Source organism: Neobacillus sp. S1115 (assembly GCF_055385565.1).
The window spans coordinates 2,088,005-2,101,358 of the sequence record NZ_AP038275.1 but is presented as its reverse complement, the minus strand read 5'-3'; the positions used below and the strand labels follow the sequence as shown (position 1 = coordinate 2,101,358).

11 protein-coding genes are annotated in these 13,354 nt (G+C 39.2%); 3 read left to right on the top strand and 8 right to left on the bottom strand.

Going from position 1 to position 13,354, the window contains the following annotated elements; genetic code table 11:
• Window positions 1-132: 132 nt before the first annotated feature.
• A complete protein-coding gene (locus ACZ5B7_RS10315) occupies window positions 133-1,755 on the bottom strand; it encodes a flavin-containing monooxygenase (RefSeq protein WP_464493638.1) in 1,623 nt (540 codons plus the stop codon).
• Window positions 1,756-2,408: 653 nt separating this feature from the next.
• A complete protein-coding gene (locus ACZ5B7_RS10310; RefSeq protein WP_464493637.1) occupies window positions 2,409-3,347 on the bottom strand; it encodes an alpha/beta hydrolase in 939 nt (312 codons plus the stop codon).
• A 361-nt stretch (window positions 3,348-3,708) separates the two neighbouring features.
• Here ACZ5B7_RS10310 and ACZ5B7_RS10305 point away from each other — a divergent pair, with 361 nt between their 5' ends.
• Entirely contained in the window at window positions 3,709-5,685 is a 1,977-nt protein-coding gene (locus ACZ5B7_RS10305) for a sigma-54-dependent Fis family transcriptional regulator (protein WP_464493636.1), read from the top strand.
• A gap of 80 nt (window positions 5,686-5,765) precedes the next feature.
• Here ACZ5B7_RS10305 and ACZ5B7_RS10300 read toward each other — a convergent pair whose 3' ends face one another.
• Window positions 5,766-6,653, bottom strand: a complete 888-nt coding sequence (locus ACZ5B7_RS10300) for a LysR family transcriptional regulator (protein ID WP_423802596.1) — start codon at window positions 6,651-6,653, stop codon at window positions 5,766-5,768.
• Between the two features lie 139 nt (window positions 6,654-6,792).
• Between ACZ5B7_RS10300 and ACZ5B7_RS10295 the strand changes: the two genes are divergently transcribed.
• Window positions 6,793-7,365 carry a carboxymuconolactone decarboxylase family protein gene (locus tag ACZ5B7_RS10295; protein ID WP_423801752.1) on the top strand — a complete coding sequence of 191 codons (573 nt, stop codon included), beginning with the start codon at window positions 6,793-6,795 and terminating at the stop codon, window positions 7,363-7,365.
• Window positions 7,366-7,446: 81 nt separating this feature from the next.
• Entirely contained in the window at window positions 7,447-8,280 is an 834-nt protein-coding gene (locus ACZ5B7_RS10290; protein ID WP_464493635.1) for an NAD(P)-dependent oxidoreductase, read from the top strand.
• Between the two features lie 108 nt (window positions 8,281-8,388).
• On the opposite strand, the gene ACZ5B7_RS10285 is transcribed toward ACZ5B7_RS10290, so the two are convergent.
• Genes ACZ5B7_RS10285 through ACZ5B7_RS10265 form a run of 5 tightly spaced genes read right to left on the bottom strand, consistent with a single transcriptional unit; the run spans window position 8,389 to window position 13,318 of the window.
• Window positions 8,389-10,017, bottom strand: coding sequence for an AMP-binding protein (locus tag ACZ5B7_RS10285; RefSeq protein ID WP_423801750.1), 1,629 nt, complete (start codon window positions 10,015-10,017; stop codon window positions 8,389-8,391).
• A gap of 60 nt (window positions 10,018-10,077) precedes the next feature.
• On the bottom strand, window positions 10,078-10,782 hold the full coding sequence (locus ACZ5B7_RS10280; RefSeq protein ID WP_464494467.1) for an ABC transporter ATP-binding protein: 705 nt from the start codon (window positions 10,780-10,782) through the stop codon (window positions 10,078-10,080).
• Window positions 10,783-10,786: 4 nt separating this feature from the next.
• Window positions 10,787-11,506: an ABC transporter ATP-binding protein gene (locus ACZ5B7_RS10275; protein WP_464493634.1), complete on the bottom strand. Its 720-nt coding sequence runs from the start codon at window positions 11,504-11,506 to the stop codon at window positions 10,787-10,789.
• Window positions 11,503-12,447, bottom strand: a complete 945-nt coding sequence (locus tag ACZ5B7_RS10270; protein WP_464493633.1) for a branched-chain amino acid ABC transporter permease — start codon at window positions 12,445-12,447, stop codon at window positions 11,503-11,505. The genes ACZ5B7_RS10275 and ACZ5B7_RS10270 overlap by 4 nt, the downstream gene beginning before the upstream one ends.
• Window positions 12,434-13,318, bottom strand: a complete 885-nt coding sequence (locus ACZ5B7_RS10265; protein ID WP_464493632.1) for a branched-chain amino acid ABC transporter permease — start codon at window positions 13,316-13,318, stop codon at window positions 12,434-12,436. Before ACZ5B7_RS10265 ends, ACZ5B7_RS10270 begins: the two co-directional genes overlap by 14 nt.
• Window positions 13,319-13,354: the final 36 nt, after the last annotated feature.

Genomic DNA, 13,354 nt, shown 5'->3' with positions numbered 1-13,354 from the left:
GGGAACAATGGGATACATTTTTATTCCCATGATTGTGGCGCCCTAAAGGCTAATTCATTTATGATGCTCATACTAGGTTGGGGTATATAAGAGCCGGGTATGACTGCCCCCGGCTCCGTTAGTAGTACAATTTTATTCCACGTTAGCCATCGCACGGTCGAAAACAAAGCCTTTATAACCGGCCTCTTTCAAGGCTTCTCTATAGCTGCCCAAGCCGGCCATGTAGAAATAGACCGCATTTTTCTTACCAGGGATGTTCGCCCCGAAAATCCACGAATCAGCCTTTGGAAACAGGGTCATATCGGCAATTGTCCGACAGGTTTCAACCCAATCATTCTCGGCATCCACGGTTGGTTCGATCGTGCTGATGCCTTCTTCGACCATGTACTTCACGGTATCGGAAATCCATTCTACTTGCGTTTCAATGCTTGGCGGCAGGTTGGTGAACGGGCCGTTTGGTCCGAGAATCATGAACAAATTAGGGAAATCGGTATTCGTCATGCCAAGATACCCTGTTGGTCCATCCGCCCATTTATCGCGCATCGTGACACCCCCGCGTCCGCGAATGTCGATTTTGGTATAATTGCCATCCACCGCATCAAATCCGGTTGCGTAGATCAGTACGTCCAATTCATACTCGCCATCCGTGGTGCGAACTCCTTTTGGCGTAATTTCCACGATTGGGTTCTCCTTGACATCAACGAGTGAGACATTGTCACGGTTGAATGTATTGTAGTAGCCATTGTCACAAAGCGGACGTTTGGCATAATAACCGGTTGGCGTCAACTTTCGTGCAGTTTCAGGATCCTTTACAATCTCTTGGATTTTCTTGCGGATAAAATTGCAGGCAGCCTCATTAGCCCCTGAATTGGTGGCAATGTCGTTGAAGGTACCGAACATGAAGCGGAAGCCGCCTCCTTTATTCCATGCCTCCTCAAACACACGCTCTTGTTCCTCTTTTGAAACCTCAACCGCTGATACTTTACTTTCTTCAAATCCAAAGGCAACGGCGGAGGATTTCACCTGTTTCCAGATCTCGTCGTAATTTGCCTTTATTTCTTCTTTCTCAGCATCGGATTGTTGCTTTAATCCAATTGGTACACTGTATTGCGGAGTCCGTTGGAACACATTCAGATGCTCGACCTCAGGGGCAATCGCAATAATAACTTGAACCCCAGTTGAACCAGTACCAATGACGCCTACTCGTTTGCCTTTCAGGTCAACGCCTGATTTCGGCCATCTAGCAGTGTGATATTGTTCTCCCTTGAAGGTCTCCCTGCCTTTAAAATTCGGTATATTGGTTGCAGATAGCAGACCAAGTCCCGTAACGAGGTACTTTGCCGTGACGGTTTCACCCTTATCGGTGGTGACTTCCCAAACGTTAGCTGAATCGTTGAAATAGGCTTTTGTGACTTTGGTGTTAAACTGGAAGCTGCGCCGCAAGTCGAACCGGTCGGCGACGTCGCTTAGGTAGGACAGGATTTCCGGCTGGGTCAGGTAATTGTGCTTCCACTTTCCTTCTTGAAGCAGTTCTTTATCAAAAGAGTAGCGGTAAACAAAGCTTTCGGTATCTGAAAGCGCTCCTGGATAGCGGTTCCAATACCAAGTACCCCCGATATCAGAGCCATTATCATAGGCGCGTACGGTTAGTCCTAGTTCATTGCGGAGTTTATGAACAGCGTAAAGGCCGCCAAATCCAGCCCCAACAACAACCGCATCAAAATCAACTTCGATTATCTTGTTGTGATTCATCATGGTTTCCCCCTCATTATCTTCATGTTCTAGTCGCTTTTATTTGATAGCACCTACATCTATTAGGATTTCTTTTTCTTCTAGGCTCTTTTATTATTCATTGTTGATTTTCGTGTAGGTATGATAATTCATAGGCGGAGAATTTCCGGCTAATTGAATAAGATGAAGCAAAAATACAGATATAAGCGGAGATATTCCGATTAACTGCTCTAATTAAGACAAAATCAAATGATTTGGATCATATAAACGGAAAAACTTCCTTTATTTTTAAGGAAATATTGATATTTCCCAATTTAAACGGAATTTCTCCGTTTATTGTTCAACACATTGAGCTATTACAGAGCCTTTTTCTAAAAGTTTGTTGCTTTCCAACAGTGAAAGCTGCTCCAAGTAAAAAGGAATAACTCATTGACTGGGTGTAAGCGACCGAACGCTTAGAAAAATAACCTTTCCCGTCGCATATAGCCTATCTATGAGCCCCAATGCTTGAAAAAATTCGTGGTTCGGTCGCATATACCTCTTCTATGAGCCCCTGCTCTTCAAATAATCCCCGGTTCGGTCGCATATACCCCTTCTATGCGATCCTATTCTTCAAAAAATCGGTAGCCCGGTCGCATACGTGCAAAAACAACAATATTTACGAAACTAGCATTTTCTTATTTTTGCAGTGCCTGATACCAAGCTGCGATTCTACGAATCTCCTCATCCGCTTCAGGAGCGCGGCCGGCTAGGAATGGGAAAACATGCTGCATTCCATCAACAACTGACAATGTAGCTTGTACACCAGCATCAGTGGCGCGAGCATGCAGGCGGCGAGCATCGTCTTGCAGCATTTCGGCTCCACCCGCGTTGATATAGAGCGGCGGATAGCCATTGAAATCAGCGTGCAGCGGATTGGCTAATGGATTACGAACCTTAGAACCGTCTTCACCGATAAACATCCCAATCATCCCTTGGAGCAATGGAACGGTGATGAGCGCATCAGTAGCGGCATTGCTCTCCAGTGTGCTGCCAGTTAGTTCCATATCAAGCCACGGCGAGAAAGCAATGACGAAGCCTGGAAGTTCAAGTCCCAATTCACGGAATTTCAACACCGATGATACGGCAAGGTTTCCTCCAGCAGAGTCACCGATAGTGCCGATATCCTTTGCCTTAATGCCGGACGCAAGCAATGCGCTGTAAACAGCGGCAGCATCCTCCAATTGTGCCGGGAAAGGGTTCTCCGGGCTGCGGCGGTAATCCAATACGACAGATGACACGCCCAAAGCCTTGGCCACATGGCCAGCCAGCTTGCGATGGCTTGTGGAGGACCCAACTGCAAACCCGCCGCCGTGTGTGTAGATTAATACTTTCGATTTGTCGCACCCAATTGGATACGCCCAGACCACATCAACTCCGCCGACAGTGTCAGTCTTATACGTTACATCTTCAGGCTCTAACGTAGGTTTTTCCCACTCGTCAAAAAGGCTGCGCAAGTCTGCCAGCGTCATGTTCGGATTGGCCACCATACGGTCGCTCCAATCCTGGTACAATGCCCGTAGATAATCTGCTTCCAGTGATACAGTTGTCGTTTTCTGCTCCATTGATTTCATCATTGTTTTCCTCCTTGTTTGTACGTTCATTTGAATACGGTTTCAGAGATGGGTGTTCTTGGGTGATTCGTTTAATTAATATGCAATTACCGTGCCAACTTAATTTTTTATATTTTCAGCCTTTTCTTTATTGTTTGACTCTTTGTGTGTAGCATTTTTGATACAACTAATTTCAAAAAGAAGGAAATAGCACCTTATATAGTCAACTATTCTTAATTTTGCAACACTCTATTCTCACTTTTGCTACAATGGAAATGAAGAAACAAATAACTCAGAATCATTTAGCAGAAAGTTGATAGTTGACACTCCCCACCGATAGTATGTAAATTAATAATATTCGGAATAATTAAGAGGTGAGTACTATATGTCCCTTGTTCCTTTTTCAGACCCGGTATCAAAAAATGATATTGTTCTATTCAGAAAAAAATATCATGAAAAGTGGGAAAACTTCTTCTTTAATACCTGTCAAATCGGTCCGCATCCTACCGAATTTACTGAATTAAGAGATGTAGTTTTAGAATCTTGGAATCGGAGTAAGCAATATGATGATCTAAATCCGATGATTCAAGGGTCAGTTAAAAATATCTCAGGTGAAGAACTCAAGGAAAAAAAGGAAAACAATGAAGTTTTCCACCTCGCACAGCCAGTACTTAAACAGGCGGGGCAAGAACTTTCTAATGATCATCATGTACTCCTGTTTTGTGACAGCGATGGCATCATTTTAGAGAGTTATGGGAATTCACGGTTAACTCATCAAATTGGAAACTCTGTGAATGCAAATAATGGTGCTCAGTGGTCAGAGCGTTGGGCCGGTACGAACGCAATAGGTACCTCCTTGATTTTGAAACAGCCTGTTCAAATTTTTTCTTCCGAACATTTTTCTCAAAGCTGTCATGACTGGGTGTGTTCATCAGCCCCTATTTTGGATCCGCTTACTAGTGAATTATTAGGGATCGTAAACCTTTCTACCACCAGTGATAGTTACCATACTCTTAGCATGGTGAAAACCGTCGGAATCGTGAACCAAATAGAAAGGATTCTATTTCACAATTACTACCAGGCTCGTGAAATGATACAAAACATTTACATTGAAGCGATAAACAAATGGAAAAACCAAATTGTTATCTTATGTGACTCAAAGGGGAAAATAGTAAGGTTAAACAATCACGGTCATGTCGACGAGAAGCAAGTGTTAATGTCACGTACAGTGGAAAAAAATGAATTTACCACGAAAAAGGAATGGGAAGAAGAAGTAACGCTGCATGGCTCTGAATATCGGGCACTATACAAAAAAATATTTTGGTATGATAGATTCATAGGTTTCATTTCTATTTTAGAGAAAAAAAATAGAATGAGTCCTTCACCTACTACCCATAACCACTTTGCAAAATACTCTTTTCAAAGCTTAGTTGGTGAATCGGAGGCATTTAAGCAGACTATTCAATTAGCTCGAGTTGCTGCTTCTAGTGATTCTAACGTTTTGATTACCGGGGATAGCGGCACAGGAAAAGAGTTAGTGGCCAATGCCATTCATCAAGCCGGCCATCGAGCTGATCATCCTTTTATCGCTCTAAATTGTGCTGCGATACCAAAGGATTTGCTTCCTAGTGAGCTTTTTGGATATGTGGCTGGTGCCTTTACGGGCGCTAATCCGAAAGGCAGCATGGGAAAGTTTGAATTGGCGAATAAGGGAACTCTTTTCCTCGATGAATTAGGGGATATGCCTCTGGAGTTACAAGTCCAGTTGCTTCGGGTCATCCAGGAACAAGAAATTGTCCGCATCGGGGATAAAACACGTATCTCTATAGATGTTCGCGTCATTGCAGCGACCAATAAAGATCTTCCTGTAGAAATTCAAGCGGGGAAATTTCGTAAGGATCTTTTTTACCGTCTCAATGTCATTCATATTGAGATACCTTCTTTACGTGAACGTTCGGAAGATATCCGTTTACTTGCTGAAAATTTTGTTCAAAAGCTGAGTTTAAAAAAACACCACGGTCCTCACTATGTAACTCCAGAAGCGATGGAGATTTTAAAAAAATATTCTTGGCCTGGAAATATTCGCGAGTTGGAGAATGCCATGGAATATGCAGTCAATTTTTCAACCAACGGGATCATTGCCCCTGAAAGTCTACCAAAACATATCCATAAGCAACAGACCTTACCTATGAATCCAGTGAAAACTAATCCCGTCAAACAGGCCGAATTAGACTGGATTATACAAGCATTAAAACGTTCACAGATGAATGTCACGGATGCAGCGAAGGAATTAAACATGAGCCGAAGCACCCTTTATCGAAAATTAAAAAAATTGGGTTACGACATCAAAAGTCTAAATTAACCATTAGCACACGACAAAAAGGAGGCTTTCCATCTAGAGCCTCCTTTTTATAACCGATTTATGAATAAATAAAATTGTTTTCATGATTTAATAGGTAATTGAGCTGAAATATATTGGATAAATTCTCGAACTGCAGGTGAAGCATGTTTCCTTTTTTTTGATATCAATCCTAAATTCCAAGGAAAGCTTGGATTATCGATGGGGATCACTTTGATTAAATCTTGGTCGACTTTTTTGGCTATGGGTTTTGGACAAATCGAAATCCCTAAGTTTTCACCAATCATTCCACTAATAAAACCCCACTCAGAAATTTCATAAGTAATTTTCGGACGAAAACCAGCTCTTAGGCATTCTTGAATAATGAGGTCATGAATATATTCTTGCTTAAATAAAATAAAGTTTTCATTTATTAATTCTTTCATTTTAACTTTTTCCCTCTGCGCTAATGGATGGGAATGATGGACGAAGAGCGACAGTTCTTCATAAACAAAGGGAATAACATCAAACTCCTTTTCATCCACCGGCAGCATAACCACACCAAAATCTATTATTCCTTCTTTGACTTCCTGTTTAACCTTATTTGAATCATCTTCAAAGATATTTATTTTGATATCGGGGTACAAATTATTGAACCCTTTTATAATTTTTGGGAAAAATAAAAAACCAATAATTGGCGGTATACCAATTTTTATTTTTCCTTTTTTTAAGTTTAATAAATCATATAGGTGGAAAGATAAATCATTTAGCGATTCCATAATCATTTGCCCTTCCGTTAAAACAATTTCTCCTGCGTCCGTTAATTCGATTTTCTTTGCGGAACGGTCAATCAGTTCTACATTTAATTCTTCTTCCAAACTTTTGACTACCTTACTTAGTGTAGACTGTGACAAATGCAGGGATTTGGAAGCCCTGGTAAAACTTTTGTATTTTGCTACTTCTATAAAGTAAGTGAGGTGACGTATATCCATAACTGTAATCTCCAATCTATGAAATATATTCATAATTAGTATTCTAACTATTCATTTTACCCATAAATAATTAAGATGTATACTAAATGGGAGCAATGATTGAAATTATAGCGAAATAACATCCGAAGAGGTGACACAATTGTCTAGTAATAATAAGTTAAGTTCGATAGTAGAAATTGATTTTCCTGATTTCACAAAATTACCTGAGCAAGTGAAGCAAAGATATGAAAGCTTACCAACAATAGTGAATTTTTTCCGGATGATGGGATATAGCCCCGGTACCTTTGTGGAAGTGATGGATTTGACCGACGCCATTTTCAAAAAACTCACATTATCCGATTACAACAAAGAGCTTCTCATTCTGCAAGTAGCAGTGCATGGAGGCTGCGAATATGAATGGGAGCAACATGTTTCCATTTCCCAAGCAGCAGGTGTGCGTGAAGATCAATTCATCGCGATCGCTGAACGACGATTTGATGATAGTGAAGCATTCTCAGAACGTGAACGGTCCCTGTTGCGATTTGGGAAGTTTATGCTTGAACAAGGGAAAGTGCCGGGTGTTGTATTCAAACACACGCTTGAGCAATTCTCCATTGAAGAATTGGCAGATGCCATGATTGTCATTGGGTATTACAATATGTTATCAGGCTTCATACAAACCTTTAACATTCCGATTGATGCGCAGGAGAACGGAAACTGGATTAAAGGGTAAGAGAAAAAAATTTTAAAGCACTTTTTATGTGATTGAACTAATATAAAAAACAATAATAATGCGGAATAGGAGGAATTCATCATGAGTAAAAAAATTGGATTTGTAGGCTTAGGAACAATGGGCTTCCCTATGGCCGTTAATTTAAAGAAAGCTGGTTTTGAGGTAATCGGTTATGATGCCTTTAAAGGTGTTTATGAGAAGGCAGATGCTGAAGGAATCACAATGGTAGAGACCTTAAGAGAAGTAGCGGAACAAGCTGACGAAGCGATGATCTCCATGGTTCGTGACTATGCCCAAAATGTTGACGTCATTTTTGGTGAAAACGGTCTACTATCTGCTCAGCCTAAAGATAAAACAATCATTGTCATGAGTACACTTGACCCTGATAATATGAATCAATTAGGCAAAAAAGTCGAAGCAGAAAGTGATCTGAAATTAATTAGCGCTGCGGTAAGTGGCGGTGCATCAGGTGCTCAAGCTGGAACATTATCCATTATGACATCCGGTTCGGAAACAATCGTGAAATCATTCCAACCATACTTTGATGCGATTGGTTCCAATATATTCCACTATGGCGATAAGCCGGGCAACAGCCAAGTAGCAAAATTAGTGAATAATATGATTTTAGGTATTAACATGAACGCATTAGCTGAAGGACTTAAATTAGGGAAACACTATAACTTACCTCAAGAAGAGATATTAAACCTATTAAAAGTGAGTACAGGTGATAGCTGGGTAGTTAGAAATTGGAGCGATGTTTCTGAATGGACAGCAGACACTGCCTTGGCTGTTTTACTTAAAGACTTAAAAGCGGCATATAACGAAGGGCTTAAACACAATGTAGCTTTACCTTTCAATGCCTTATCATCTACACAATTATTCAACTCTATGGGAAAAGAGAAACCAGAAGCCTAAAAATAGAAGTTGATATAATCAGCCGAAGTTTTTTTAGACTCATAAAAAAAAACGCAACCAAATATGGTTACGTTTTTTTTCGCTTATCAAATCTCATTCAAGCTTATTCTAAGTAATAAGATTCATAATCCTTTCTCTCAAGCGAAATTTTTGAATTTTTCCACTCGGTGTCCTTGGAAAGTCATCTATAACCTCTAAATGTTCTGGCCAATATTGCTTCGCTACCCCTTTTTGGGTGAGGTATTCTTGTAAATCTTTTAAAGTAAGCGGTTCTTTTCCAGGCCTCATACTGATAAAGGCACACGCTTTCTCCTGCAGCCTCGGGTCAGGCATGGCAATAATTTGCGCATCAAAAATATCTGGATGTTCATACAAAACATTCTCTACATAAGCAACAGGAATATTTTCACCGCCACGAATGATGATATCTTTACTTCGCCCCGAAATTCGAATATAACCATCTTCATCCACTATTGCACGATCACCTGTAATGAACCAACCATCCTTAAATTCATTAAGAGTTTCCTCAATTTGTTTTAAATATCCTACAAAATGTGCAGGCCCTTTACATAATAAATTTCCCTCTTGATATGGAGGACAAGGGTTTCCATCTTCATCGACAATTTTTACTTCCATCCCCGGAAAAGGAAAACCTTCTGACCCCGTTAACTTTTCTTCGGTATCATCTAGTTTCGTCACGGTTACCAATCCGTTTTCAGTTTGACCCCAACCAGCTAATATCGTAAATGGCATTCTTTCCCTTGCTTCTTTAACCAAAGCTCTTGGAATTGGAGCACCAAAAGCACCATAAATTCGGAGCGAACTAAGATTATATTTCTCACTTCCCTCCAATTGAAGTATGTCTTTTAGGAAAGGAGTGGCCCCTGCAGTCAAGGTAATTTTTTCTTTTTCGACTAATTTAAAAAACTCCATCGGATTCCAAACATCTTGAAAAACGGCGGTGCCTCCCATTTGAGTTGGTACTCGAACACCATAGACAAATCCTGTTTGATGAGCAAAAGTGGAAGCCATGAACATAACATCATCAGAGGTTAGTTGTAAGCGGTTTATCCAGTAATCCGCAGCAATACAGAGCGTATTATGTGTATGCATGACCCCTTTCGGATTCCCAGTAGTACCCGATGTATATACAATTTGAGTTATTTCATTTGGGTCTAGGATTATTTCATCTAATAAGGACTTATCTTTTCTTTCTTCCCAAGGAACATCTAGTAATGAAGAAAAAGGGTTCATCCCGTTCGGTATATTATCTCCAACAATAAACATATGCTCCATTGAAGACCATTTATCGCAAAGCCGTTCAATCATTTCCGGATAATTAAAATTACGGAATTGATCTGGAATAACAATCATTTTAGATTCTGCTAGAGATACCATATAACCAATTTCTCGGTCACGATAAATAGGAATCAATGGGTTGATGATGGCACCAATTCTGGTTATCGCATAATGAAGGATAACAAATTCATTCCAGTTTGGCAGTTGAACGGAAATAACATCCCCTTTGCCGATTCCTAACTCTAGTAGACCTAATGCCACTCGATCTACTAGCTTTCCGAGTTCTAAGTAAGTATATCTACTCTTCTTATCAATAATAGCAATCTTGTTAGGATGTTTTTTTATCGCATCATTTAAATAATCCAAAATCGTCTTATTCGGCCATTCAGATTGATACCGATTAATATATTCTGGAGTTAGCAAAGTTTCAAATTTCAATTCCTTTTCCTCCTACTCACCCTTTTGTAGATCTCAATTTATAAGTAATTGAACTTGATGCTAAATACCTAAATATGCCATCTTTACTTTTTCATTTTCTAGTAATTCTCGCGAATTGCCAGAAAGTTCAATCATCCCATTTTGCAGGACATATCCATATTCGGATATAGTCAATGCGGTATGAGCATCTTGCTCCACCAGTAGAACACTCACACCGGTATCATTAATGTTTTTGATAATTTCAGAGATTTTCTGAACAATAATCGGCGCAAGACCAATGGAAGGCTCATCCAATATTAATAATTTTGGCTGAGACATTAAGGCACGCCCAATCGCAACCATTTGTTGTTGTCCACCACTTAGGCGGCCAGCTTCTTGGTTTAACTTTTGCTTAAGGTCTGGAAAATAAGTCAGAACCTGTTCTAAACCATTCTTGACTTGGTTCTTATCCCTTATTAAATAAGCTCCAAGCTCCAAGTTTTCCATAACCGTCATCTCAGGAAACAATCTTCGGCCTTCAGGAACAAGTGCAATTCCCTTTTTAACAATTTCAGATGCATGAAAGTGACTGATTTTTTCATTATTAAAAATGACTTCACCGTTATTCGGTTTTATTATTCCGGTAACTGCTTTTAATATTGAGGTTTTTCCCGCACCATTTGCCCCGATTAAGGTTGTAATACTTCCTTGTTTAACCATTAAGTTAACATCTTTAACTGCTTCTGCTTTTCCATAATTCACACATAATCCATGTATTTGTAAAATATCCCTAGCTTCCCCCAAGATATGCTCGAATGACTTCTTCATTGTTTCGCACCTCCTCTGGGGTACCCTCAGCAATTTTTTCTCCATAACTTAGTACAACAATTCGGTTGCATAACTCCATAACCGCTTTCATGTTGTGTTCTACAATCACAATGGTTATGTTTTTTTCTCTGTTTAATTTATTCAAAACGTCAACGGCTTCCCTAATCTCCACCATATTCATTCCTGTTAAAGGCTCATCTAGCAGTAATAGTTTGGGCTTTGTCGCTAATGCCACACCAATGCCTAACATCCGCTGCGTTCCATGCGGCAAATTTTTAGAAAGCTCATCTCTAACATAGGAAAGATTTAAGGTTTCTAATATTTCTAAAATTAATGCTTCCCTTTCTTTGTCACTCATTTTACTCAGTACAGTCCCCATGAAAATATTTTCATACACTGTCATTTCATCAAACAGGACATTGTGCTGGAATGTACGAACTAATTGTCTTTTATTTAAATATTCAGGCTTTTTATTCGTCACTTCTTCCCCATCAAAATAAATTTTTCCGGAAGATAAATTATAAAAGCCTGAAATTAAATTAAATGTTGTACTTTTCCCAGCACCATTTGGCCCGATTAATCCCAAAATATCACCATTATTCACATTAAAGGAGACATCATTTACAGCTGCGATGCCGCCAAAAATACGGGTCATCTTATTTACCTTTAAAAGAGCTGTCAAGTTTTGGCCTCCTCTCGACTAGCTATTTTTGAATTTTTATCCTTAAGTAAACTAATAGAATTTAAGGTACCAACCAATCCGTTCGGCAAAAACAACATGGCAATAATAATCGCTAAACCATATGCAAGGGTTTCAAATGAACCGAAGCCTCTGATATATTCGGTCACGATCGTTAATAAAATTACCCCGATAATTGGCCCTACAAAATTATTTCTCCCCCCAATGATGACAAAACTAAGAATAATGATGGATAAATGGAAGGAAAAATCTTGAGGACTAATGACTAAATTAAAATGAGCAAACATTGATCCGCATATTCCAGCTATAAATGTGGAGATGACCAATGCAAGAACCTTATATTTAAAACTGTTAATGCCAATAGATCTTGATAAATCATCTGAATTCCTTATTGCGATTAGTATTTTTCCAAAGTTTCCTTTCTCAAGACGATACAAAATATACAATACTAGTAGAGTGACCACGGCAATAAAACCATAGTAATAATTCATTGGCATGGTGATTCCCGCTATACCATTTACGCCGCCTAAAACATCCTTCCAAACATTTTGGAAAAAAAGCCGCACCATTTCTGCAAACGCAAAACTTAATAATAGAAAATAAGCTCCTTTGACCCGAAAGGCAATCAATCCAAATACCACACTTATTACAGCTGCAATTAATCCGCTTAAAATAATCGCTATGATAAAAGGTACACTAAAGGAAATTGTTAACGCTGCAGAGACGTACGCTCCTATTCCAAAAAAGCTTGCATGGGCCAGATTAATTTCCCCAACAAGCATTGTAAAGCGAAAACTTACAGCCAATGCAGCATAAACACAAAGGATTGAAAACAAATGGGCATAATATGGATCCTTCACCAAAAATCCAATGGCAGCAACAACCAAAGTAACGATAATCCAACTCCTATTATTTTGTAACATTTCCCATCAGTCCCTGCGGTCGTATTATTAGCATTACCATCACCAAAACAAACGATAAGGTTGTGGCGAAAGCCAAATCAAAATAAAAGGTTCCAAAACTCTCAATCACACCTAAAATAAAACCAGCAATAATACAGCCAGGTATACTTCCCATACCGCCTAAAATAATGATAATAAACGCTTTCATTAAGTAGGCACCTCCAATATAGGGATCAACAACTGAGGCTGGTGAAACCAATACACCAGCAGAAGCAGCGAGAATAACCCCAACAACAAATCCCCATCTTGTAATAGATTTGTATTTAATCCCTTGCAGTTCTGCGGCCTCTTTATCTTGAGATATAGCTCTCATGGCCTTTCCAAATCTAGTCTTTTTAATAATTAGAGACATTCCAAAAGTAAAGAGCAATGCTAAAATAAATATCGCTATACGCTCATTTGAAATTACACCGCCAAACAAATTACTCGTACCTTCAAAAATCGAAGTTACATTTTTAGGGTTAGCGGAGAAAAGCATTAGGTATACTACCTGCAATACCATGGAAAGTCCTAGAGAAATAATTAAGCCTGAAATCATATCACCATGAAATCGCGAAAATATAGCCAATTCTACAAAATAGCCAACAATTCCTACTATTAATATTGAAAAAATAAAGGCTATAAAATAGGCTAAATAACTATTCAAATTTGCCAAAAATCCCCATTGGTCGATAAACAAATAGGTAAGAAATGCACCAGCAGTATAAAATTCACCGTGGGCAAAGTTAACAATTTTCATTACACCAAACACCAAGGTAAGACCCAATGCAAAAATGACGTATATTGCTCCAGTTTGTAACGAGTTAACTAGTAATTGGATAATAGAATCCAATGTGCATTCACCTCTTCCTCAAGATGAGTGATATAA